20 protein-coding genes and 1 pseudogene are annotated in these 26,037 nt (G+C 27.2%); 10 read left to right on the top strand and 11 right to left on the bottom strand.

Features of this window, described 5'->3' with window-relative positions; all coding sequences use genetic code 4:
- Nucleotides 1–4: 4 nt before the first annotated feature.
- From EXC38_RS02745 to EXC38_RS02735, 3 genes are all read left to right on the top strand, one after another.
- Nucleotides 5–556 carry a ribosome-recycling factor gene (locus EXC38_RS02745; protein ID WP_129694726.1) on the top strand — a complete coding sequence of 184 codons (552 nt, stop codon included), beginning with the start codon at nucleotides 5–7 and terminating at the stop codon, nucleotides 554–556.
- A gap of 85 nt (nucleotides 557–641) precedes the next feature.
- Nucleotides 642–1,610 carry a phosphatidate cytidylyltransferase gene (locus EXC38_RS02740; RefSeq protein WP_129694725.1) on the top strand — a complete coding sequence of 323 codons (969 nt, stop codon included), beginning with the start codon at nucleotides 642–644 and terminating at the stop codon, nucleotides 1,608–1,610.
- 27 nt (nucleotides 1,611–1,637) lie between these two features.
- Nucleotides 1,638–5,951, top strand: a complete 4,314-nt coding sequence (locus EXC38_RS02735; protein ID WP_129694724.1) for a PolC-type DNA polymerase III — start codon at nucleotides 1,638–1,640, stop codon at nucleotides 5,949–5,951.
- A 30-nt stretch (nucleotides 5,952–5,981) separates the two neighbouring features.
- Here EXC38_RS02735 and EXC38_RS02730 read toward each other — a convergent pair whose 3' ends face one another.
- The 9 genes and pseudogenes from EXC38_RS02730 to EXC38_RS02700 all read right to left on the bottom strand — a co-directional run bounded on the left by EXC38_RS02730 (nucleotide 5,982) and on the right by EXC38_RS02700 (nucleotide 12,853).
- Nucleotides 5,982–7,364, bottom strand: a complete 1,383-nt coding sequence (locus EXC38_RS02730; protein ID WP_129694723.1) for an AEC family transporter — start codon at nucleotides 7,362–7,364, stop codon at nucleotides 5,982–5,984.
- Nucleotides 7,327–7,512: a putative dsRNA-binding protein gene (locus tag EXC38_RS03565; protein ID WP_235629181.1), complete on the bottom strand. Its 186-nt coding sequence runs from the start codon at nucleotides 7,510–7,512 to the stop codon at nucleotides 7,327–7,329. The genes EXC38_RS02730 and EXC38_RS03565 overlap by 38 nt, the downstream gene beginning before the upstream one ends.
- Before the next feature lie 108 nt (nucleotides 7,513–7,620).
- Nucleotides 7,621–7,731 (bottom strand): annotated as a pseudogene (locus EXC38_RS03650) (ribonuclease III); the annotation flags it as partial.
- Nucleotides 7,732–7,774: 43 nt separating this feature from the next.
- Complete coding sequence (locus EXC38_RS03520; protein ID WP_223213156.1) at nucleotides 7,775–8,032, bottom strand: ribonuclease III family protein; 258 nt, start codon at nucleotides 8,030–8,032, stop codon at nucleotides 7,775–7,777.
- Nucleotides 8,019–9,041: a phosphate acyltransferase PlsX gene (gene plsX, locus EXC38_RS02720; protein ID WP_129694722.1), complete on the bottom strand. Its 1,023-nt coding sequence runs from the start codon at nucleotides 9,039–9,041 to the stop codon at nucleotides 8,019–8,021. Before plsX ends, EXC38_RS03520 begins: the two co-directional genes overlap by 14 nt.
- A gap of 12 nt (nucleotides 9,042–9,053) precedes the next feature.
- Nucleotides 9,054–10,697, bottom strand: a complete 1,644-nt coding sequence (locus EXC38_RS02715) for a DAK2 domain-containing protein (protein WP_129694721.1) — start codon at nucleotides 10,695–10,697, stop codon at nucleotides 9,054–9,056.
- Nucleotides 10,697–10,993 carry a hypothetical protein gene (locus tag EXC38_RS02710; RefSeq protein ID WP_004416580.1) on the bottom strand — a complete coding sequence of 99 codons (297 nt, stop codon included), beginning with the start codon at nucleotides 10,991–10,993 and terminating at the stop codon, nucleotides 10,697–10,699. Before EXC38_RS02710 ends, EXC38_RS02715 begins: the two co-directional genes overlap by 1 nt.
- Before the next feature lie 11 nt (nucleotides 10,994–11,004).
- Nucleotides 11,005–12,261, bottom strand: coding sequence for a serine hydroxymethyltransferase (gene glyA / locus EXC38_RS02705; RefSeq protein ID WP_004416581.1), 1,257 nt, complete (start codon nucleotides 12,259–12,261; stop codon nucleotides 11,005–11,007).
- Nucleotides 12,262–12,331: 70 nt separating this feature from the next.
- Nucleotides 12,332–12,853, bottom strand: a complete 522-nt coding sequence (locus EXC38_RS02700; protein ID WP_181373682.1) for a hypothetical protein — start codon at nucleotides 12,851–12,853, stop codon at nucleotides 12,332–12,334.
- A 187-nt stretch (nucleotides 12,854–13,040) separates the two neighbouring features.
- On the opposite strand from EXC38_RS02700, the gene EXC38_RS02695 reads away from it, so the two are divergent.
- The gene (locus EXC38_RS02695) at nucleotides 13,041–15,962 is read left to right on the top strand and encodes an AAA family ATPase (RefSeq protein ID WP_129694720.1); all 2,922 of its coding nucleotides are present in this window, start codon (nucleotides 13,041–13,043) and stop codon (nucleotides 15,960–15,962) included.
- 46 nt (nucleotides 15,963–16,008) lie between these two features.
- Here EXC38_RS02695 and EXC38_RS03490 read toward each other — a convergent pair whose 3' ends face one another.
- Complete coding sequence (locus tag EXC38_RS03490) at nucleotides 16,009–16,161, bottom strand: hypothetical protein (RefSeq protein ID WP_004416590.1); 153 nt, start codon at nucleotides 16,159–16,161, stop codon at nucleotides 16,009–16,011.
- 171 nt (nucleotides 16,162–16,332) lie between these two features.
- Between EXC38_RS03490 and EXC38_RS02690 the strand changes: the two genes are divergently transcribed.
- Nucleotides 16,333–16,629, top strand: a complete 297-nt coding sequence (locus EXC38_RS02690; protein ID WP_129694719.1) for a virulence protein — start codon at nucleotides 16,333–16,335, stop codon at nucleotides 16,627–16,629.
- 53 nt (nucleotides 16,630–16,682) lie between these two features.
- On the opposite strand, the gene EXC38_RS02685 is transcribed toward EXC38_RS02690, so the two are convergent.
- Nucleotides 16,683–17,531: a leucine-rich repeat domain-containing protein gene (locus EXC38_RS02685; RefSeq protein ID WP_129694718.1), complete on the bottom strand. Its 849-nt coding sequence runs from the start codon at nucleotides 17,529–17,531 to the stop codon at nucleotides 16,683–16,685.
- Between the two features lie 68 nt (nucleotides 17,532–17,599).
- Here EXC38_RS02685 and uvrB point away from each other — a divergent pair, with 68 nt between their 5' ends.
- The 5 genes from uvrB (at nucleotide 17,600) to EXC38_RS02660 (ending at nucleotide 25,977) form a co-directional block, all read left to right on the top strand.
- Nucleotides 17,600–19,564, top strand: a complete 1,965-nt coding sequence (gene uvrB, locus EXC38_RS02680) for an excinuclease ABC subunit UvrB (RefSeq protein ID WP_129694717.1) — start codon at nucleotides 17,600–17,602, stop codon at nucleotides 19,562–19,564.
- 131 nt (nucleotides 19,565–19,695) lie between these two features.
- Nucleotides 19,696–21,108, top strand: coding sequence for an endonuclease/exonuclease/phosphatase family protein (locus tag EXC38_RS02675; protein ID WP_129694716.1), 1,413 nt, complete (start codon nucleotides 19,696–19,698; stop codon nucleotides 21,106–21,108).
- Between the two features lie 111 nt (nucleotides 21,109–21,219).
- Complete coding sequence (locus EXC38_RS02670; protein ID WP_060823392.1) at nucleotides 21,220–22,875, top strand: ribonuclease J; 1,656 nt, start codon at nucleotides 21,220–21,222, stop codon at nucleotides 22,873–22,875.
- A 219-nt stretch (nucleotides 22,876–23,094) separates the two neighbouring features.
- Nucleotides 23,095–24,093 carry a hypothetical protein gene (locus EXC38_RS02665; RefSeq protein WP_223213798.1) on the top strand — a complete coding sequence of 333 codons (999 nt, stop codon included), beginning with the start codon at nucleotides 23,095–23,097 and terminating at the stop codon, nucleotides 24,091–24,093.
- A 9-nt stretch (nucleotides 24,094–24,102) separates the two neighbouring features.
- Nucleotides 24,103–25,977 (top strand): hypothetical protein, encoded by a 1,875-nt coding sequence (locus tag EXC38_RS02660; protein WP_129694714.1) that lies wholly within the window; start codon nucleotides 24,103–24,105, stop codon nucleotides 25,975–25,977.
- Nucleotides 25,978–26,037: the final 60 nt, after the last annotated feature.

Genomic DNA, 26,037 nt, shown 5'->3' with positions numbered 1-26,037 from the left:
AGTTATGGAATTAAGTTTTTACATAGATGATTTAAAAGAAAGTATTGAGAAAGCAATTAATAATTTTGAAAATCAAGCTTTAAAAGTAGCTGTAGGAAAAGCAAACCCCGCTTTAATTAATAAAATCAAAATTAATTATTATGAATCTTGAATGAATCTAGATGAATTAGCATCAATTAGTTCAAATGGGCCATTAGAATTACTAGTAAAACCATATGATATGGCAATTTTAAAAACAGTAGAAAAAACTTTAATGGATCAAAAATTAAATATTACAATTGTTAACATGGGTCACCAATTAAGACTTATTTACCCTCAAATGACAACTGAAAAACGTGTTGAAATGACAAAACTTTTAAATCAAATAGCAGAACAAGCTAAGGTTGGAATTAGACAAGTTCGTCAAGATATAAATAAACACATTAAAGCTGATAAAGAACTATCAGAAGACTTACAAAAAAATTATTTAGATCAAATTCAAAAAGAAATTGATAAGGCAATTGAAAAAGTAAGTATTTTAGCTAAAGTAAAAGAAAAAGAATTAATGACAATATAGTATAAATGATAATGGCGAAAAAGCCATTATTATTTATTTATTAGAAATAAATAAAACAAAAAGATAAAAGTTATAATTATTAAATATGAAAAACATGAAACTAAGAATTAAATCAGCCTTAATTTTGTTGGCAATATTATTACCATTTTTATTAATAACTTATTTAGGAAAATTATCAGGAAAAATAATTGGATTTTCCTTTTTTGCTGTAATTTCTTCGTGGGCTACATATGAAGTTTTATCGCACAGTATTTTAAAAAGATGAGAAAACATTTTTATAGCAATTCTAGTTGTGCTTATTTGGATTTTACCACTTGACTGATTTAATGCAACTTCAAGCGACCCTGGTGCCTTTATTCATTTAACTTCTAAAACCGGGTTGAATATAACAGAACTGACTGATCAAATTAAAAATGCAGTATTTTTTAAATATGATTCTTTAACTACATTTAGATTTTTACAAACTATCTTAATTGTATTAGTTATTTCAATAATATATTTAGTTAATTTATTTTTCCAAAAACAAAATTACAAACAATTTCTAATATCATACTTAGTTGCTTTATTTGCAACATGATTTATCCCCCTATCTCTTAAAGCATTATTTATTTATAACGCTTCAAGTTTATATTTTGTATTTGCTATTGTTTCAATTCCTGTTATTACAGATACCACCGCTTATATTGGCGGATCATTATTTGGAAGAAAAATAATTAAAATAGGCATGGCTTCTAAAATTAGCCCTAAAAAATCATGAGAAGGTGGCTTTATTGGTTTTATATTTGGGGCCCTATTCGTTTTTATTACAATGTATTTAGGAAAATTAACAAATAATGTAACTTTTACAATCTTTACTAATTGAAAACAACTTGTTGTTGGAATCTTCTTATTACCTTTTATTTCAATTATTGGAGATTTGGCTTTTTCATTAATTAAACGTTTATATAACATTAAAGATTTTTCAAACTTAATACCAGGACACGGAGGATATATGGATAGATTTGATTCTACATCCTTTGTTGTTGTTGCTACTTCAGCAATTCTATTTATTTAATTAATAATCAAGAAAGGAAGAAAAAATATGGCAGACGAACATTTTAACCAGTTATGTAAAGAGATAAATTTTAAACCATCAACAGAATTTGATGGTGCAAAATTACTATTAGTTCAACCGCCATTACAAGAAGGTTTCGAAAACTGAATTTTTGATATTCAATTAGATCAGCATATTGATATTAAAGAATACAAAAAATTTTTTAAGAGTGTTGACGCAAGATTTCCTAAGTGCACAATAAATCTTGCCATTCAAAACATAGTTTTAGATAAAAAGATAGTTGCTGATTATCTAAAATATGTAATTGATAATTCATTTAAAAATTTAAAATCCATTTCAGGCTTTGTGACGATAGAAAACATTGAATTAAATGATAACGAAATTATTTTTTCAATACCAGTTAAAAGTGCTTATGATAAATTAAAAAATAACCAAGAAACAATAAAAGAAGCCTTAAGTAAAATAGGTTTCGAATTTTTGAATCCAGTTGTGAAATTAATTGATAATTCTCAAAATACTAAAAAAGATACAATTGCAAGTTTAGTTAGTTCTTATATCCAGCAACAAAAAGAAGAAGAAAAACTAAAAAAAGAAGTTAAAATTACAAATTCTAAATATAGTTTTTATAACAAAAATAAAGAAAAACCAATTGAAATGGACATTGCTACTGCTTTAACTACTTTTGAAGAGTTAAAAGTAATGGTAAAAGGCGAAATTTATTTTTTAGAATGAAAACCTTTAAAAAATAATAAACGAATTTTAACACTAAGAATTTCAGACTATAATGAGGCTATTACAGTTAAATATATTCAAGACGAAAATGAGGAAGAGCCTCAAATTAAAGAAGGCGATACAATTTACGTAATTGGAACGCTAAGTGATGATAAGTTTACACGAGGAAAATATATAATGGCTTATGGCAAACAATGTTTTACTACGACATTGCCAATTATAAATTTACCTGAAGATGATGAAGAAGAGAAAAGAATTGACTTGGCACTAAGAACAAATATGAGTGCTCAAGACGGTATTTCCACTCCCGAAGATTATATAAAAGCTGCAAAAAAATATGGTCACAAAGCAATAGCTATTACTGATCTTGATAATGTTCAAAGTTTTCCAACATTTTATAACACTTTAAAAAAAGATAAGACTATCAAACCTATTTATGGTGCAACAATTTCTACTATTTCTAAAAAAAATACCATATTTATTGGATTTAAAGAATTCAATTTAAAAGATGCTGAATATGTTGTATTTGATTTAGAAACGACAGGTTTGTCAAACAGATTTGACGACATTATTGAGTTTGGTGGATCTATAATTAAGAACGGAATTCAAGTTGAAAAAATTCATTTTTTTATAAAAACTGATAAAAAAATTAGTGACAAGATTAAAAATTTAACACACATTGATGAAGCACTTTTAGAGAACGGATTAACGCAAGAAGAAGGAATTAGAAAAATCCATTCAATTTTAAATGGTAGAATTGCGGTTGCTCACAACGCTTCATTTGATATGGGAATGTGTTTTCAAAAATGTAAAGAATTAGGTTTAGACACAAGTAATTTTGTTTGTATCGACTCACTACGAGTATCACATTTTCTTGACACTAATGAATGAAAACATAGAATGGAATATGTAGCAAAAAGACACAACGTTGTTTATGTTTCATATGATGCCCATAGAGCCGATTATGACGCCAATGTTTTAGCGCAAGTTTGACTTAAAATGATATCTAGGTTAACACTAGAGAAGGAAATTACAACTTCACTTGAACTACTTAATACAGACACATATTCTTGAGCAAAAAGAAGAATTCCTAATGAAATAAGAGTGCTTGCTAAAAATCAAAAGGGTTTAAAAGAACTTTTTGAGATTATTTCGAACTCTTTAACTGATGATTATAATAATGGACCCAAGTTTTTTATCGAAGACAAATCAAAATATAATAATTTATTTTTTGGATCTGGATCAAACCAATCACGTTTGTGAGATAAAGTAATTTTTGGTACGGATGAAGATATTCTACAAGAAATGCAAAAGTTTGATTATATTGAGTTTCCACCAATTTCATCTTTTGTTTATCTTGTGGAATTGGATGAAAAAATTACTTGAGGTAATTTACAGTTTGCTTATAAAGATTTATTAGAAAAATGCAAAAAGTTAAATAAACTATTTGTGGCTACCTCTGATGCAAGATATGTTTATGATTATCAAAAATTAATACATGCTATTTATATTAATGCGCCCTCGCTAGGTGGCGGCCTTCATTGACTTAAAAATAAAGCACAGCCTCTATTTCAATATCTAACTACAAGACAGATGTTAGATGAGTTTACTTTTATTGGTGATGAAAGAACTATCAAAGAACTAGTTATTTATAATCCTAAAAAAATTGCCGATCAAATTGAAGATATTCAAGTTATAAAAGATCAATTATATGTTCCTACTTTTGATGACTCTCCTGTTAAATTGAGAAATTTAGTTTATGAAAATTTATATAAAAGATATGGTAATAATCCTGATCCAATTATTATTGAAAGAATTGAAAAAGAATTAAATCCACTAATTAAATATGGTTATTCAGTAATTTATTGAATTAGTCATAAACTCGTTAAGCGCTCAAACGAAGATGGTTATCAAGTAGGAAGTCGGGGATCTGTTGGTTCATCAATTGTTGCTAATTTATCAGAAATTTCCGAAGTAAATCCATTACCTCCCCATTATTTATGTGATAAATGTAAGTATTTCGAATGAAATAAAGACACAAATATTTTTTCTGGATGAGATTTGCCAGATAAAAAATGTCCTGAATGTGGAAATATTTTAAGTAAAGATGGTCATAACATACCGTTTGAAACCTTTTTAGGTTTTGAAGCTAATAAAGTTCCCGATATTGATCTTAACTTTAGTGGTGATTATCAACCTACGATCCATAATTTAGTTAAGGAACTTTTTGGCGAAGACCATTCCTTTAGAGCTGGTACTATTTCTAAAATTGCTCTAAAGACAGCATATGGTTTTTGTAAAAAATATATGGAAGAAGTTAGAATTGGTGAAAATCCTTGATCTAAAACATTTTTAGATTTTTTAGCAACTAAATCAGCGGGTGTAAAAAGAACAACCGGGCAACACCCTGGTGGAATTATAATTATTCCAAAACAGTTTGATGTTGAAGATTTTACTCCAGTTAATTATCCAGCTAATGATACAACCAGTTCTTGAAAAACCACCCATTTTAACTTTGAGTCGATTCATGATAATGTTTTAAAACTTGACTTACTAGGGCATGATGATCCAACAACAATTAAAATGCTTGAAGATTTAACAAAAACAAAGGTTAAAGATATACCAAAGTTTGATCCTGAAGTTATGAAATTATTCTATACAACCGAATCTTTAAAAATAGATCCAGAAAAAATTGATGGTGAAACAACAGGGGCTTATGGTTTACCTGAATTTGGTACAAATTTTGTTAGAAACATGTTAAAGGAAGCACAACCACGTACATTTAATGATTTAATATTATTAAGTGGATTGAGCCACGGTACAAACGTTTGAGCGGGTAATGCCGAAGAACTTGTAAAAAAAGGTTTTAAATTAAAGGATTGTGTTTGCTGTCGTGATGACATTATGCAAGAGTTAATAAAGAAAAACATTGAACCTTTAAAAGCTTTTGAAATTATGGAAAAAGTTCGTAAGGGTAAAGGTTTATCTACTGAACAAGAAGAATTATTAGTAAAAAATGATATACCTGATTGATATATTAATTCACTTAAAAAAATAGAATATATGTTCCCTAAGGCTCATGCTACAGCTTATGTTATTATGGCTTGAAGAATAGCATGATATAAACTATATTATCCATTGCAATTTTATGCATCTTATTTTTCAATTAGACCTGATGCTATTGATATAGAAAGCATGTCTTCTGGCTATGATATGGTAAGTAGAAAACTTGCTGAGTACAAAAGAAGAAAGAATGACACATTAAATCCATTATCTACAAAAGAAAGTGCATTAATTACAACCTTTGAAATAACAAAAGAAATGTATGCTCGAGGATATAAGATTCAAAACGTTTCACTTGAAAAATCTCAATCGAAAGATTGAATTGTTGACGAAAAAAGTAAATCATTGATACCACCATTTATAGTTGTTGATGGTTTAGGCGACACTGTTGCTGAAGCAATCGTAAAAGCAAGAAGTGAACAAGACTTTTTATCAATTGAAGATTTAGTTGAAAGAGGAAAAGTAAATAGTAAAATCTGCGGTGAACTTAGAAAACTAAAAGTACTTGATGAATTAAGCGAAACAAACCAAGTAGAACTATTTTAAAAAATTCACACACTTAAACGTGCGTGAATTTTAATTTGCTATTTTGTTTAAAACAAGTTGACCAATTACCAACCATAAAGGAATAAATAAGAAACTTGTCATTGTTGATAAACTACTTGTTTGCGAGGTGTAATTTTCATTATTTTTGAAATGTTGCGAATAAATAACAACAGTAGTTCCCGGAGGCACTGAACCAACCATAACCAAAATAGCACCAACATTAACTGAAATAAGTTTTTCATAAACAAAGAAACTTACTAATAATAAAATAAGGGTTGGCATTAAACCTGATTTGTAAAATAAGAATAATCAGTTTTGTTTATTTCTAAACATTTCTTTAATATTTGTTTTTGCTAAACTCGTTCCAATAACGATTCAAATTAATGGACTAATTAAACCAGCAAGAATTGAAATAGGTTTTGCTAAATATGGCATAGTTACATTTCAATCGAATCAACCGGTTGGGCTACCATTATATGAAACCCAAACATTCTTAACTTTATTAAATTCATATCAATGAATAATGTTTGGATTTGTTGTACTGGTTATTCCATATAAACTACTAAAGTTTGGTCCGAATGTTGCTACTTTATCAAAGGTTTGTAGTCCATTATCATTTGTCAATAATTGTGTATTGATTTCTTTAATTGTAGCTCCTCACTTGGGAATGTATTGCGTAGCTCATAAACAAATAGCGATTAAAACAACAATAAAAGCAGGATTTAAAACAGCTTTTTTAAGTGTATATTTGAATTCTTTTTTAGTAAATTTAACACCAGAAATTAATGAAAATGAAAGACCAAAACCCCCAATATAATATAAGATATTTCAAATATTTAGTGATCCTAGTTCAACACCTTGACCATAAACACCTAAAACAATTGGAGTAGCAAATAAAATATTAGATCCATAAATACACATTAATCATGTCACTAAATGCTTCTTTTGTAATTTTTCTAAATATAGATCTTTATTTCATATTTGTTTTATTTCAAACTCAACATTACTTTCATATTCATTGTATTCTTTTTCTGCTCTTCTTAAAACAGACTTAGGAACTAATTTCGGTAAGAATTTAATTCATAAAATAGCAATTGTAGTTAAAACAATATAGTAAATTGCACTAAGACCAAAAACTATTGCATATGTTTTGATGTCATAGTTATCAGCATTTTTCATGAAAGAAAAAAATGAAAGAAAAGGAATAATAATATTAATTATTAATTTTTGAATTGCTCCAGAAGCGCCATCATTTAAAACTTTTGTTTTATATAAAATAAAACCTAATAATGTGATTACTAAAGTAGAAATGATAGCCCCTCATAAGCCAGTATTTGTAATAATACTAATAAATAAATCTTTTGAAGAAGACATATTATTTTTGTAGCCTTGATAAAGCATCGATAGCTGCATTAGTTTCGGCTTCCTTCTTTGATTTTCCTATTCCTTCCCCATACTTTTTTCCTTCAAATAACACAGCAGAACCAAAATTATTGTTTGGTAGCTGTTCGGTAATATAATCTAATTTACTATTGCTTGATTGTTGAAAGTATTCTTGCAAAACATTTTTAGGATGTGAATGTGAGTTTTGGCTTTGTGTTTTAAATGATGCTAATAAAGTTTTGTTAGCAAACTCAAAAGCGCCATCTATTCCAAAACTTAAGTAAACAGCCCCTAAAAAAGCTTCGTATAAATTCGAAATTGTTTTTTCATTAATTCCATTATTAAATGCAGTTTTTGAATAACGTAAATGTTCAAAAAGTCTAATTTTTTTAGCAATGTTAGCTAAATTCTTTTTATCAACAACACTGCTTCTTAATTTACTAGCTGATCCTCGCCCCCCATTGAGGATGATTATCTAATATTCAATCGGTAACTATAAATTGTAAAACTCCATCACCAATAAATTCTAAATAATCATTATGAGGACAGTTATTGTTTTCATTAGAAAAAGATTTATGTGTAAATGCTGTTACAAAAACAAATTTATCTTCATCCTGTAATTTAATTAAATCAAAAAACTGACTTAAAAAGTTTGATAATTGATTTCAAAATAATAGATCTTTTTTATTTAATTTCATTATTTAAGGCCTCCAAGTTTTTAGATATGTTCTCAATAAAGTTTTCTTTTTCTAATAAAAATTTAATTTGATTTAAAGCATTTTCAAAGGCTATTTCATCTGAGCCCCCATGGGCTTTTACAACTATTTTTTCTAAACCAATAATGTAAGCCCCACCAACGTTTCGATAATCAAATTTATCTTTAAATTTCTTTAATTCTTTCCTTAGTAATAAACCACCAATTTTAGTTTTGAGGTTTTTATGAACAATGTTTTTTAATAATTTACCAAAACCTAAAAATGATGATTCTAAAGTTTTTAAGAAAATATTTCCGCTTTGACCTTCAGCTAAAATAATATCTACCTTACCACCTATAGCGTCCTTTGGCTCAATAAAGCCATAAAAATTAATAAATTTATTTTCTTTTAGTAAATTAAATGCTTCTCTAATATTAGAACTCCCCTTATATTCTTCTACTCCAACGTTCAATAAACCAACAGAAGGATTTTCTTTATTAAAAATTAATTTGTAATATTGGCTTGCAACTATTGATCAGTTGTTTAGATATTCAAATGGAGTGTCAATATTAGCACCAGCATCTAATAGTAAGGCGTGGTGATTATCTAATAAAGTTGGTAACATCGGCATAAATGCTGAACGTGAAACATTAGGTAATCGTTTAACTTTGAATGTGGCTAAAGATATTAAAGAACCACTATCCCCACTGCTTAAAATTGCGTCATAATTTTCATTATTTAAAAAATTAAAAGCATCTAACATAGAAGAAGGTTTTTTTAACACTTCTCGAGGAGAGTTTTCAATGTGGGCTAACTCTCTTGAATCTACTATTACAAAATCGTTCTTGGTTAAATTAAATGAATTGTTATTTAATTCGTTTTCGATTAAATCTTTATTTCCGACTAATGCTATTTCATAATCTTTATTTTTTGATTTAAAAGCAAGAGCACCTAAAATTGCTAGTTTGGCACCGTTGTCATTATTTAAGACATCAAATACAATTTTTTTCATTTAATAACTCTCCTATTCAGCTGAAATTAGATAAGGGTAAATGTTTTGTCCACCATTGTAAATTTCAACGGAAACATTAAAGTTAATTTCAATATAGTTTTGAAGCTCATTAACATCAGCCTCAGCTACATCTTGGCCATAAAAAATAGTAACAATTTGAGTTTCACTATTAATAAGGTTGTGAAGTAATTTGATTGCTGCTCCGTTAAATGTTGAATCTGTATCTTTTAATTTACCTTCTTGAATAGCCATAAAATCGCCAGCTTTAACTTTAATTCCATTTAATTTAGTTGTCTTAATTGAAGGAGAAACTTCACCATAATGAATATTAAGTAAAGCGTCATTCATTAATTGTTGGTTATCCGCAACAGAATTTTCTTCACTGTAGTTATATAAAACGCTTAATGTTTGTGCTTGTGACTTGGTAGGAACCACAATAATCTTTTTATCTTGAACGATAGTTGAAGCTTGTTGGGCTGATAAAATAATATTTTTATTATTTGGAAAAATAAATATTGTTTCAGCCTTAACGGAATTAATTGCAGATACAATATCATTAATTGAAGGGTTATTTGTCTGGCCACCTTCAACGATATAAGCCACACCATTTTCTTTTAACAATTCAATAATTCCTGAACCTGAGTTACATGAAATAATTGCTGATTTCTTCATTGGTGTGCATTCTGAATTATTGTCACAACATTCTTCTTCTTTTTTGTGATTATCGCTATTTTTCTTACTGTCATTTGCTTGAAGAGTCATGTTTTCAATTTTTACTTTAATAAATTGACCTAAATTATTTACTACATTTAAAACATCACCAGGTCTAACAGCATGAATATGAACTTTTAAGAAAGATTCGTCTTGCACAACCACCATTGAACCACCGTGCCTTTCGAGCTTAGCAATTAAAGTTTCTTTATTAAATTTCTTTTTATTTTTTAATTCAACAATAAACTCTGTGCAATAACCAAATTCACCATCAAAGACTTCAGTATCAGATATAAATTTATTAACTTCAGTTTGTTTGTCTAATAAAGTAACAGGTTGGCCCTCAAAATATGCAAGAATTCCTTCTAATACTGCATAAAGACCTTCTCCACCTGAATCAGTTACTTCAACTTCTTTTAAAACAGGCAATAAGTTAGGTGTATTATCGCAACTTTTTCTTGCTAATTCAACAGCAACTTTAGCAACTTCAGTAATATTACTATCAATTAAAATGTTTTCTTTTAAACCTTCGGCTGTTTGCCTAATAACCGTTAATATTGTTCCCTCAATTGGTTTTAAAACAGCTTTATATGCAAATTTTGCAGCTTCTTCAAAACCTTTAACTAAATCATAAGAATTAATTTCATTCTTATTTTGAAAAGCAACAGAAAAACCCTTAAAAATTTGACTTAAAATAACTCCTGAATTTCCACGAGCTGAAAATAATAAGCCTTGTGCTATTTTGCTTGAAACATTAGCAATACTATAATCATTATTTAGTTCTACTTTCTCAGCGGATAAAATGGTAGAAGCCATATTTGAACCTGTATCTCCATCTGGCACTGGGAAAACGTTTAAAGCATTAATAAGATTTTGTTTGTTACTCAAATTATAAGCACCGGATAGCATAGCCTCCAGCCATTGTTTACCATTTACTTTTCTCATTATTTAATTCCTTTAATATAAATACATAGTTTTGATAATTTTAAGTTTTCTTTTTTTAATTGATAATTAACGATTTGATATATTTCTTCGACAATAATTTTTGCATTTAGGTTAACAATAATAATTAAACCGATAGTTAAATTAATACCATTTTTATGTTTTTCACTTTTTTCAACAACAAGACCTGAATTAGGAAAATTAATTCCATTTTTCGAATCTAGTTCTTTAAAATCTACAACACCAGCAATTGTTTCAATTCAGTTTTTAATTTTTGTTTCTAATGTTTCAATTGACATAACACCCCCAATTATTTTTTTATGTAATTTCTCTTAATTGGAAACATACTTGTTAATTTAGAAACTTCTTTTTTAATAATCATTTTTAATGAATCATTATAAGGGTCTCTTAATAACTTATCAATTAAATTAGCCAAAATAATAAATTCATCTTCACCAAAACCACGAGATGTCATTGCTGCTGATCCAAGACGAATTCCGCTTGACACTAATGGACTTTCTGTGTCATTAGGTATTGAGTTTTTATTTACAGTAATGTTGCATTCTTGTAAAATTGCTGAAGCCTCTTTTCCGGTTAAACCATAAGTAGTCTTAACATCAATCATAAATAAATGATTTGCAGTTAGTCCTGATATAACTTTTGCACCTTTGTTAATAAAAGTTTGGCAAAAAACTTTCGAGTTTATTAATAGTTGTTTTTGATAATCAATAAATTCAGGTTGTAATGCCTCAAAAAATGAAACCGCCTTTCCGGCAATTTGGTGGAATAAAGCCCCTCCTTGACAACCAGGAAAAACAGCTTTATCTATTTTTTTAGCCAATTCTTCGTTGTTGGTTAAAATAATAGCCCCTCTTGTACCTCTTAATGTCTTATGAGTTGTAGTCATAATAACATCAGCATAGCCAACAGGTGAAGGGTGTAAACCGGCAATAATTAAACCTGAGATATGTGAAATATCAGCAAATAAATAAGCCCCAACTTCATCTGCAATTTCTTTAAACTTATCGAAATGAACAATTTGTGAATAAGCAGAGTAGCCACAAATTAACATTTTAGGTTTTACTTTTTTAGCAATTTTTAATAATTCATCAAAGTCAATAATTCCGTCTTCATTAACTGAATAAGAATATGACTCATAAAAAATACCACTAAAAGAAATTTTATAACCGTGTGTTAAGTGACCGCCAGAATCTAATGAAAGCCCAAGAACTCTATCGCCAGGTTTTAAAAGTGCCATATATACTGCGGCATTAGCAACTGAACCAGAATAAGGTTGAACATTTGCAAAATTAACTTTAAAAAGTTTTTTTGCTCTTTCTTGTGCCAAAAGTTCGACTTGGTCAATAAATTCACAACCACCATAATATCTTTTTCCAGGATATCCTTCGCCATATTTATTTGTTAAACATGAACCAACAGCATTAATTACGTCTTCTGATACATAATTTTCTGAAGCGATTAATTCAATATGATCACTTTGTCTTTTTGCTTCATTATTAATTATTTCACTTATTTCTTTGTCAATTAAAGATATTTTTTTATACATATACTCTCTCCTATTCCTCATTTTTTTACGTTATATATAAAAATTTATAAAATAAAAAAACTAAACTAAACTAGTCTAGTAACGATTTTTTTGTTCTTTCTTCTTCTTCAAAGAGTTTTCTTTGTTTTTCTTTTTTCTTTTTGTCGATGTGTTTAACTAATAATAGTAATGGTAATGATAAAAAGGCAAGACCAACAGCTGGCATAACTCTATATGGTCAATCTTCAATACCTGATGATACTAAAAATGAAGCCATAGCAATTGCAAAAGGAACTAAAAAAATGAATGAATTAGGTCCAAAAACTTTAAATTTAAATACTAATAGTGATACTACTGCTGTTTGTAAAATCACGATTAAAAATGCTATTGGTAATAAAGTATCTCATCTTCCTAAATTTTTTGTGTTGCTAAATGCTCAGCCATCTCTACCAAGTAAAATAAATAATACAAAAGAAGGAATGGCAATTAGAAACAAACCTGTAAGAGCAATTCTTCATGAATTAGAAAGTGTTTTTCTCTCTTTTCTAATTTCTAAAGTTTGGTAATTATTAATGTTGATTTTCTTATTTTTTCACTTTTTATTATTTGACATTTTAATACCTCTTAAAATAAGTTCATTTTTAAATTTTACCAAAATTAAAATTTTATTTTAAACTAAAAAAGGTTAATTAAAACTCGTTTCAAAAAAATAAACAAATAAAAATTTTAAATTTACTTTTTAAATTTATCATTATAATGTTAATAACACTTTATTTAAGGTTAAAAAAGAAAGGACAATAATGAAATTAATTCAAGTCGAAGCACATGGTTTTAAATCATTTGCTGATAAGGTGACTTTAAAGTTTGATGGCGGTGTTGTTGCTATTATCGGACCTAATGGATCTGGAAAATCTAACATAAATGATGCTATTCGTTGAGTTTTAGGAGAAACTAGTTCAAAAGTATTACGTGGAGATAACATGGAAGATGTTATTTTTGCTGGTTCTAAAACGGAAAAGGAAATGAATAGAGCAGAAGTTATTTTAACATTTGATAATCGTGACCGAGTAGCAAATATACCTCATGATTTTTTTACAATTTCACGCGTATTAAATCGTGGTAAGGGTTCAAATGAATATTACATTAATGGTGAAGTAGCAAGACAAAAAGATATTAAAGAAATTGCTATGCAAAGTGGTATTTCCAAATCATCACTAGCTATCATTGGTCAAGGGACTATTTCAGATATTGCTGAAGCAACACCTGAAAGACGTAGAGAAATTTTTGAAGAAGCTTCTGGTACATCAATGTATCGTTCAAAAAAACAAGAAGCAATGCGTAAATTAGAAAGAACTCAGGAAGCCTTAGAACAAATTGCTATTGTGGTTTCTGAATTAGAAAAGCAAATAAAACCATTACAAAAACAAGCAGAAAAAGCAAAAGCTTACAAATTAATGAGCGAACAACTAAAGGAAGTAGAAGTTTCTTTATTAGTTCATGATTTTATGGCTCATTCTGAAAGATTAGAAGTATTAAATTCTGACTCTTTAATTTATAAACAAAAGAAAGAAGATTTAGAAATTAAGATTAAATTGTATTCTGAAATCGTTAAACAAAAAAATGATTTAATGTTTAATTTAGATAATACAATAAACACTTTATCAACACGTATTGATGAAATAACAAAAGAAATTTCTGACTTGGAAATTAGATCAGCAAGAGAATCTAAACAAAGAGAAATGTTGATAAACGGGACCTTGGAATCTAATAGTGAACAAAAACAAGAAGCTTTAAAAGAAGAGTTAAATAATTTAAATACCAAAATTATTTTAGCTAAAAATTTTATTAAAAAACAAAAAGAAAAAATTAGTGAAATCAATCAAAAAATGACTGATTTATCAGCCTTAAAAAATGATCACAAAAGAAATCTCGATTCAGAGAAAGAAAAACTACAAAAAATCAACTCAAAATTAGACTATATTGAAGAAATTAAATACAGTAAAAATAACCTTCAAAAAGGAACTAAAAACATTGTAGAAAACGCTGGTTTATTTAAAGGTTACAAAGCTTTAGTTTCAGAAATTATTAGTGTTGAAGAAAAATATGGTTTAGCAATTGAAACAGTTCTTTCAAACGCGTTACAACATATTGTAGTAGATAATTCAGATACAGCAGTTAAAGCCATTGAATTTTTAAAAAGCAATCGAGGTGGAAGAGCAACATTTATTCCTCTTGCATCAATCAATCCTAAATATGTTTTAGAGCAACATATCGTTGTTGCTCAAACTCAAAAAGGATTTTTAGGAGTTGCTTCGGAATTGGTTTCAACAGCTCGTGAGTTTGATATTTTAAAAAGATTTTTATTAGGAAATATTTTAGTTACTGACACGATTGAAAATGCCAACAGATTATCTTTATTATTAGAAAAAAGATATATGGTTGTTACCCTAGAAGGAGACATAATTAGAGTTGGTGGTGTGTTAAGTGGTGGTCAAAAAAATGATCATACTTCAACATTTGGTCTTGATGAACAAATTAAACAACTGGAATCAATAAAGCCAGCAATACTAAGTAGTATTTCTGAAAAGCAAAATATAGTTAATGAATTAGATCAAGAAATTCAAAAACTAGGTAGTCTATTTTCAAATTTAAGTTTAGACTTAACAAAACATGAATTATCTTTAGGTGAAAATTTAACCAAATTTGATGAATTAAGAATCCAATACGAAAATATTTCAAAAGAAAAATTAGATTCATTAGAAACAATTGACATAGCTTATGAAATTCAAAAATTAGCTTTAGAAAGAAGTGAACTTTTAACAAATAGAACTTCACAAAATGAGTTATTACAAGTTGCTAAAAAAGAATTTGCTGATGCTAATTCTAAACAAAGTAGTGCAAATAACGAGTTAAATATTTTAATTACTGAAAATTCAAATCAAATAGCAGAAAAAGCAACAGCAGAAGCAGCTATTAGTTATGCAAAACAAAGATTATCAGAACAATACAATATGCTTTTTGAAACAGCAAAAGAACTTTACAATCCTGAAATTAATTTTGATGTTGCAAGAAAACTAGTAAATGATTTAAAGAGTGATATTAAAGAGTTAGGTCATGTTAACCTTGACTCAATTACTCAATTAAAAGAAACTGAAGATAGATATAATGAAGTTAAAAAACAAGAAAAAGATATTATCGATGCAAAAGTAACAATTGAAGAAGTTATTAGTGAAATGGATAAAATCATTATTGAAAGAATTACCAACACCGTAACCTTAGCTAACCAAGAATTTAAATTTGTCTTTTCAAAAATGTTTGGTGGTGGTATGGCAGAAATAAGATATACCGAGCCAGATAATTTATTGGAAAGTGGTATTGATGTCATGGCTCAGCCTCCTGGAAAATCAATTAAGAACCTTAAACTATTTTCAGGTGGTGAAAAAGCCTTAATAGCTATTTCATTATTATTCTCTTTACTAAAGGCAAAACCATTACCATTATGTATTTTAGACGAAGTAGAAGCAGCCTTAGATGAAGCAAATGTTATTCGTTTTGCTGAATTTTTACAAAACCTTAAAGAAAATACTCAGTTTATCGTTATCACCCACCGTCAAGGAACAATGGAAAGAGTTGATAAACTTTACGGTGCTACAATGCAAAAACGTGGTGTGACCACATTCTTTAGTGTTAACTTAACCGAAGCTAAAAAATTAATTGATTAAAATAAAAAAAATATTGGGGCCAAAAACCTCAATAATTTTTTAATATTTACTTTTTCTTAGAATCTTTATATTCTTGAACAAGTTTGTTTAAATCTTTTGCTTTAATTGTTCCTGTTTTTTCAAAATCTTTGGTAATTTTTTCTCTTAAAGCAATACCAGCTTTTTTAGTTTTTGTTGTTTTTGTTGTTTTTTCAGCCATATAAATTCTTTGGTTTTTGTAGTATATATTTATTATTTTAAATTAATTTAATTTAAAACGACCAATTTAGTTTAATTCCTTAAGAAAGCCTTATTTTATGGTTTAAGACCTTAAATATAATTATGGTATAATATAAAAAGCAAATTAATTTTTATATAAAAGGAGAATGATATGTATGGTTTAGTTTTTTATCTAAAAAAAGAAATCTTAATAAGGGAGTACGGCAAAGGCGAAGCAAATTACAAGCAAGCCTATGAAGACGTTAGAGACATTTTAAGACATTATGGATTTCATTGATTATCAAACAGTTTTTACTTTTCACGTTCAATTAATAATTTATTACAAATTACAAAAGCACTTCAACATATCAAAGCAATCCCTTGATTTAAAAAATCTTTAGTATCACTTCACGTTTTTAAAATGGAAGATTTAGCAAATTTCACAGAGTATATTATTGATGAAAAATAAGCATATAACCAGTGCTTATTTTTTTTACAAAATAAAAAACCAACATAAGTTGGTTAATCATTAATTGTATAATATAACTTTTCGTTTTTAGTTAAGGCTTCTTTTAGTAATGTTTTTAATTCAGCATTTTGAACTGTTAAATTAACTACATTAACTACCTCAACTTCTCCAACAAATCAAAATAGTCTTTCTGATACTCTAGATAAATCTTGGTGTAATTCTAATGAAGTAAATTTATTTAATGCTAAAGCTGATTGATCGATAGTATTAATATTTACTAGATTAATATTTGTTAATTGATTTTTAGCTAATACACCACCACTTAATCTCTTTAGGTTTGTTGCTACTTCAAGGTTTATTGAAGTAATTTGGTTGTTATAAAAAGCTCTTTCTTTTATTTCAGTTATTGAACTAGGTAAAACAATTGTTTTTAATTTATTATCTTTAAACGCATCTTCTTCAATTTTAGTTAAATTACTTGAAGAAATATCAAATTCAATTTCTTTTAGACCTAAACCTTCAAAAGCACCTTTTTCAATTACTTTCAATGTTCCGGGAAGAATAATTTTATCAATGTTAATTTTGTTTTCCTTTACATTAAAAATACCAGGAGCATAAGCAAATTCAGGAGCCACATTAGCTTGTTCACTTGTATTTAAGAATAGACCATGTAGTGCTTGTGCTGAAAAAGCACCAGCAGGAATAATTTCTAGATTTGTTTTACTTAAATCAAGTGTTTTTGTATCTTTATTATAGTTATCACGACCCGCAGCACCTAAAACAAAATCCTTAGCAAATTCATTTAAAGTTTCTTTTGAACCACAGGAAACTACTAACGATGCTGAAATAACTGGTAAAGCAAAACCTGTTAATGTTAATAATAATTTTTTAGTTGTTTTCATAATTGCCTAATATTTTACCATAAAAACTAGTTTTTATGTTTTTAAACTCAATGGTATATAATTAAATAATGAAGAATTTTAAGTTAGTTTCGATGTATAAACCTTCAGGAGATCAGCCTAAAGCAATAAAAGAATTAGTTGATGGATTGAAGAAAAATAAACAACATCAAGTCCTTTTAGGTGTTACTGGCTCTGGTAAAACATTTACTTTAGCTAATGTTATAAATGAAACAAATAGACCTGCTTTGGTTATCAGTCATAATAAAACATTAGCAGCACAAATTTATCAAGAATTAAAAGAATTATTTCCTGAAAATAAGGTGGAATATTTTATTTCATACTTTGACTATTATCGCCCTGAATCATATATTCCTAGACAAGATTTATATATTGAAAAATCATCAACTACTAATGATGAAATAGAAGCTATGCGTATTTCAACCCTTAATTCTCTATTGAATCATCATGACACAATAGTTGTTGCTTCTGTGGCGGCAATATATGGTGCTTTCAACCCCAATGAATATAAGAAACATTTTTTAAAAATTTTTAACGGTCAAAAAATTGATTTAAAAACCATTAAAACAAATTTAGTTCAAATGTTATATTTAAATAAAGGAATTCAACCAGATATTAATTTTGGTGAATTTCAAAGTTATGGAAGTGTAGTTACTATTTGCCCTGGCTATAAATTTAATGGTTTAATAAGAATTGAGTTATTTGATGATGAAATTGAGTCAATCAAAATTATTGATAGAGTTACAAAAGATGTTATTGAAATAATTGATGAAATGACAATATATCCAAGTACAACCTTTATAATGGATAAAAATTTTGCTAGTTCAGTTTGCAATGAAATTGAAGAAGATTTAAATGATCAACTTAAATTTTTTAAAGAGCAAGATAAACCCTTGGAATATGAAAGATTAAAACAAAGAATTTTTAATGACATTGATTCAATAAAAGAATTCGGCTATACAAAAGGTATGGAAAATTATGCACGTTATCTAGACCGAAGAAAACCTGGTGAAAAACCATATACAATGCTTGATTATTTACCAAAAGATACAGTAATTTATATTGATGAAAGTCACTTAATGTTACCACAACTAGAAGCGATGTATAAAGGCGATTATTCAAGAAAGAAAACATTGGTAGATTATGGCTTTAGATTACCTTCTGCTTTAGATAATCGCCCACTAAAATATGAGGAATTTTTTAATTATAATTTTCCTAAAATTTATTTATCAGCTACTCCAAACGAGGAAAGAGAAATAGAATATGCCAACGGTGAAGTTATTACACAAATTATTCGCCCAACGGGATTACTTGACCCAATAATTGAAATTTTACCAAAACAAAATCAATCGGCAAAAATCTTTGATATGCTTCAAGAACAAATTAAAAAGCAAGAAAGAACTCTTATTTTAACTACAACTAAGAATAGTGCTGAAGAATTTTCTAATTTTCTAAAAGAGAAAAAAATTAAATCAGCCTATATTCATCATGAATTAGAAGTTTTTGAACGTAATGCAATTTTAACGGGGTTAAGGGCGGGTAAATTCGATGTTGTTATTGGAATTAACTTATTGAAAGAAGGGATTGATCTTCCTGAAGTTAGTTTGATTATTATTTTAGATGCTGATCTAGGTGGAATGAATCGTGATAAAACATCATTAATTCAAATAGTTGGCCGGGGAGCAAGAAATGATCATAGCAAAGTAGTTTTCTTTGCGGATAGTTACTCGGAAGCTATGAAACAAACTATAGAAGATAATTTGACAAAAAGAAAGATCCAAATTAAATATAATCAAGATAATAATATTATTCCGCAAACTATTATTAAACCTATTCCAAAAATAGACTTGGATTTGATATTAAATTCTAAAATTACTAAAGACAATAAATTTAAAGCAGATAAAGGTTATATTAAAAAATTAATAAAAAAAATGGATGAAGCCGCTAAAAATTGAAGGTTTGAAGAAGCTGCTGAAATAAAAAATTTATTATTTGAGCTAGGCCATAAATTTTAATTATAAATTTTTATAATCTAGTAATTTTTTGCTTTTCTTCTTATTAAATTAAAAACAAATAAAAATAGGGTTATTTTTGCTGGGAAAATAGCCAAATTTTTTATTTTTGGGTGTACAATATAGAATTAGACATGAACAAATTGAACATTAACAAAGCAAAAAAAATTATACTTATATTATCGCGAATAGGTCTTTCTACCTTACCCTTACCACTTATATCATCAAGCTGTAATTTAGAAAAGTCTCAACCATCCGAATACAAAGTTAAATATGAAAATAGAATGTTGGAAATTAATAATAATTTACACCAATTTGAAAATAATTCAAACTCCATGATTAATGTTGAAATCCAAAAATTTCAAAATACTATGAATTCTATGTCAGAAGACTTAGAAAATTTATTAAAAACTAATTCAGAAAATGAATCATATGAACTTTTATTAGATAAATTAAATATAGAATACGATAAATTTATTAAAACAATAGAAAAAATTAAAAATCAAAATACAAAACCTGAAAACCCAGGAGCTGGAACTGAACCTGAAACCCCAGCACCACAACCTGATACCCCAGAAACTGGAACTGAAGATCAAACTGCCCAACAAAACGAAGAAACAAAAATTAAATGAGGTCATTGAAATATATTAAATTTCACTGGAGACCGTCACAAGCAATATAAAAAAACAAAGAGAATTGCTTTATTAGCAAATGAAGAAAAATTTGATGTTTTAGGTTTAACTGAAGTAGATAAAGAAGAAGGTGTTAAAACTCTTGTTGATGAGTTAAATCAATTAAATAGCTCTAACTTTTATTCTTATGTAATTTCAAAGAAATTAAAAGGCGAAAAATTTGGAAAATTTACTGCAGAACATATTGCTGTAATTTACAATAATCAAAAAATGGAAGCCGAAGCTTTTGATAATAAGGAGATTGGTTATAGCTACACTCAAAAATTTACTGACGAATTTGGCGATACTAACGCCCAATACTCAAGACCTCCGTATGGTGTTAAATTTAAATACAAGTTAAAACCTGAAACAAAACTAACTTTTGTGTTTGCTCATTTTGACGGACCAGGCGTATCAAAAAGTAATGAAAAAATAGGTGAACAATCTTATAGAGGCTTGGGGTCATTTGAATATCGTGAAGCTAAACAATTGGCTAATGTTTTAGATTATTTTGATTCAATTGATGGTGAACAAAGTAACATATTTTTCGGCGGTGACACAAACATAAAATTGCGCAAACAAGATTTAGCATTTAGTACAATGGAAAATAAATATAAATCTGTTTTTTCAGATATTGAAGAGCACAACACATCACTTGCAAAAAGAAAAAATAATTATTCACAACCATATGATAAAATGTTTTATAAAACTAATTACCAACTTGTATCATTTGAAAAATTTGATTTATATAAAGTAAAAACTGACGAGAAAGTTAAAGCATTACTTAAAAAACATAACGTAGGATTGGAAGCTAAGGAAAAAGCAAGTACAATAAGTGATCATACATACATAAGTGCAGAATTTTTAATCAAATAAAGCGGTTTAGCTGCTTTATTTTTTTAATTTCTTTTAGAAATAAAAAAAGTTGTTAAAATATTTTTAATTAAAATCTTAAATTTTTCAAAAAATAATAAATTCGGAGGAACAATGAATAAAATAAACTTTTTTGCATTAGGTGGTTTAGATGAGAATGGGAAAAATGCTTATGTTTTAGAAATTAATGAAAAACTTTATGTAATTAACTCAGGAACCAAGGTGCCAATTAATTCTCATAACGGGATTGATACTTTAATTTGTAATTATGATTTTTTACAAAGAAGAGCAAAAGATATTGTTGGTGTTTTCGTTACTGATGTCAAAAACGAATCTTTTTCAGCTATACCATGATTATTAATGATGATTCCAGGTCTTAAAATTTATACAAGTCCATTCAATCGCATCGTTTTATTAGATAGAATTTCAAAGTATAATATTGACAACGAAAATTATGAAGTTAACACCTTAAGAATGCCAATAACATTAAACGGAGTTACAGTTACACCATTTGATTTAGCTGGAGGACTTCCTGGACAAATAGGTCTTAATTTTGAATATCAAGAAGGTAATATTCTTTTTATGACAAACTTTGTTGATGGTGATTTAGGTCCTTACGGAAAAACTGACGTAAATCAAATTAAAGAAATTATTAATAACAATAAACCATTGCAACTTTTATTATTAGATTCAGGTCGTTCTAATTACCCCGGTAGAAGTATCGACAAATTATGAATTTCTAAAAAAATTGAATATAAATTTAAAGAGACACCAAATAATAAAAGAATTATTGTAGGACTTTATGATGAAGATATGATTACTGCACATGAAGTACTAGTTTTAGCAAAAAGATACAACCGTCCAGTAGTAACATACGGAAGAAACTATTCACAATTAATTAATTTGGTTGCTAAAATTAGTCCTGATTTACAATTGCCTGAATTTATTGATTATCGGATTGCTAACGAAACAAAAAATGCAGTAATTTTAGTTACAGGAGCTATAGAAAGACTTTACCTAAGATTTATAAGAATTGCCTCAAATAATGATGTTTACTTAAAATTAAGACCAGATGATGCCGTTATAGTAATTGCCCCACCAGTTAATGGTCTTGAAGTAAATTATGCTTTAACATTGGATGAAATAGCAAGAAATACAGCAAATCTTATTGAATTAGGTTCAGATCAATATTATTCATGCAATCCATCCAAAGAAGATATTTACAATATTATAAAAACTTTAAAACCAAAATATTTTATTCCGATTCAGGGACTATATAGATATTTAGTTGTAGCTTCATATATAGCTCGCGATGCTGGTATGAATTTTAATAAATGTATTGTTTTACAAAATGGAAAAGTTGCAGAGTTCGTTAATAATGAATTAGTTTCTCAAAAACATTCAATTAAAACTGTGGGGGATACAATTATTGACGGTTTTGGAATTGGTGATATTTCTCAAGAAGTTATCAATGAAAGAGAAAATTTGTCAAGAGATGGTGTTATTGCCTTAAGTACACTAATTGATTTTAAAACTAAAAAACCAATAGGCCAACTTCATATTTCATCGTACGGAATTATTACAAAGGATAATAAAGAAACAATTACCAATATTGCTAATGATTTATTTGCTAAAGAATTTAATCAAAAAGAAGCAAAAGATATTGATTTAAAAGATATTCAAGAAAGATTAAGAAAAAGCATCAAGAGAAAAATTTACAAAGTATTAAGTAAAGAACCAATGATTGTTATCACTTTATACGAAGTTTAAGAAGGTAAAAAAATGGCTGAGGAATTAGAAAAAACAAAAGAGGAAATAATAAACACACCTAAAAAGACAAAAAATAAAAAAGCGTATTTTTTTTGAAAGGACAAACCTTTTATTTGAACTATAATAAGTTTTATAGTTGTCTTTTTCCTTGTGATTTCTTTTTTAAATATCAAAGGATTAACCACTCTATATTCTTACTCATTTGGTTTATTTTTCGGAATGTTTTCAATAGTCATATTTGTTTTTATTTTGTTAATAGGTATTAAACAAATTTTTAAATTAAAAAGTTCTTATTCAATTGGAGTATTTCATTTTAGTTTTTGAAGGCTCGCGCTACTTTTGGTTTCGCTTTCTCTACTTGGCACAGCAATTTATTATGCTAAATTTAAACCTGAACAATACGGTTATAAAAATGCATTTCAAGCTATTTTTGGTAAATGATATTTAGATTATAAGAATGAATCAACATTATGATTACCAAATAAATGAACGCCAGGAATTATTTTTTCTTTTATTTATGTTCTTAACGCTTTTCCTGGTGGAAAGTTTGGTATTATTCTTTCCTTTATTATTTCAATTGTTTTTATCGTTATTATTTTATGTTTGTTCTTCATTAGCGATAATAAATTTAAATCGATATTCAATAAAAAAAATAAGAATAAAAAAGAAGTAAAAAATGAAAATTTAAATGCTAATTTAGATAAGAAAGATTTCTTTGCACAAGAAAATGCAACAAAAGAAACAATAACTATCGATGACACTAAGATAGTTGAAACTCAAGAAAACTATATTATTGATTTAAGCAAAACAAACGAAACACTAGAGAAAAAAGAAGTTGTTAAAACATCAATTAATATTATTCCTGATGAGCCTGATTTCAGTACACAAGAAATAGAACTCAATTCGATAGATTCAAGGGAAGAAGTAATAATTAAAAAAGAAATTGAAAATGATGTGGATTTTGCTGAAATAGAAACACAAGAGATTGAAAATACTTCTAATTTTGATATAAAGAATGAAGAAATACTTACAAATAATGATAATAATAATGTTTTCTTAAAACAAAGTGATTTAATAATAAATAATCAAAAACAAGATCAAGCCATTTTTGACAAAGAAATTTACGATAAAAATTTAAGTGAAGAAAAAATCAATAAAGAAGATTTAAAAGAAAAAAGAAAATTTACTTTAGTCAAAGATAAAGAAGATTTATTTTAGGGGATAAAAATGAGTGAAACACAAAACCAAGATAAAAGAAAAGAATTTAAACAAATCGATTGAAATAAAATTTTTACAAACCAAACCCAAAATATTTATGAACCACTGGTTAACAATATTCAACCAGCTGTTGATAATATTTTTAAAAAATATATTTATTCCGGAAATGAAGATTCATTAAAATCTATTGATAAGAATGTAGAAGAAATAAAAACAATAGAAACAGAAATTCAAGAACGCAAAAGAGCAAACAAAATTAGCGGAAGAAAATTTGCAAATGGATTAATTTTCTTTTTATTCTTTTTAATTATTGGATTATTCTTTTTATCATTCTTTTTAAATAATAAAAAAGTAATTAAATCATTTTTAATATTCGAATCGGCAAAAAGACAAGTAATTAAAGAAAAAATTGCAGAGAATAATGTAACCTTAAGAACGCTATTTAATCAATATTCATTAATTGATTGAAAAAACAAAGTTCTAAATGAAATGAATATTAAGAATGTTTATGGTATTGACCCGAAGGATTTTGATTTCTTTTATGAATCTCCCGGTTTTTACGGATTTAATTCAATAGAGAAATACAATATTAGAAACTCATTTTATTATGATGTAATTTACAAAAAAGAATATTGAAAAGATGTTGTTACACAAGGAATTGGATATATTACCGTTAAAACAAAAGACGGTTGAACTACAGTACCAGTTCATGCATATCATACCGAACCCACACCATTTATGGATACCAAACATGCAATTAACGTTCCAACAAATTATCGTCCAGATTTAATTTTAAATGAAACAGCTGATCATTTAACTTTAAAACAATATAACAAAACAATTAAGAAAGGTGAATTCCTACTTGAAAACCCTGAGTTTTATCAATACTATAATTTTAGTTATAATGACAAAATAGGATTTATTGATTATTTTAAAGTAAAAACTCAAGAAAATTTTGTTGAATATTCTAAGTACTTTTCAGGTAAAAAATATATTTTTGGGAAATATAAAAATAATATTTATGTATCTAGAAAATTTGAAGAAAACTTTATGGCTTATTCAATTTCGCATAACTGAATAAATTTAGCCTTTGATTTATCTAAAATTGTAACAATAGATGATGTTTACTCATATATGGTACAAACAATTTTTAATGTATTACAACCCACTTTTAAAGCTTTGACACAGATATATTTAAATACTAATATTGCTTCAGAAAATTATGAAAAAAGAGATAGATATTTATCTGATTATGTTTTTGATGAACAAAAATCAATTGAACAAGCAAATAAAAATTATGAATTTAACGTGTATGAAATAATGAATAAGGCAAGTTCTTCATTAAAATTTAATATGAAGACGCAAAAGCCTGCTAAAGATATTGGTATTACATATTCAGAGTTAGTAAAAGATGTTAATGACTCTTCAGGTTCAATAGCTATTAAATCTAAAATGTTTTCATATTGAAAAGAAGATTTAATAGATCATGTTTATACAAGGGGTATAATAGTTGATGTTCCTTTTGAGAGATTTTATCCTTTTTCAGAAGATAAGTGAATTATTTTTATACCTGGTTGAGCAACACAACAAGATCAAAACTTTTTATCTTATCAAGATAATGAATCCGAATCTTCAACACACTATAAATTAAAATTTATGGAAGAAGCTGGAGATGCTTTATATGACTATAATATTAATTTCTTAAAGAATAATAGAAATGATTTACTATACTTAATGCATTTAATTAAGGGGTCTAAAAACACATTCTTAAAATCGGTAGATCATAAAATATTAATCGATAAAGATGGACTTTTTGTTTTTGTTAATGATAATATAGACAAGAACAAAATTCAACAAATCTTTAATATTTTCAGAAAAAATTAAACTTTATTTATTAATTAAACTAAAATATAAGTATATTTTATTTTTAAAAATAAGTAAATA

It is taken from the genome of Mycoplasmopsis arginini (genome assembly GCF_900660725.1).
Lineage (GTDB): Bacteria > Bacillota_I > Bacilli_A > Mycoplasmatales > Metamycoplasmataceae > Metamycoplasma > Metamycoplasma arginini.
Note: the sequence above shows the minus strand (reverse complement) of the source record. Positions and strands in the feature narration are given on the sequence as shown.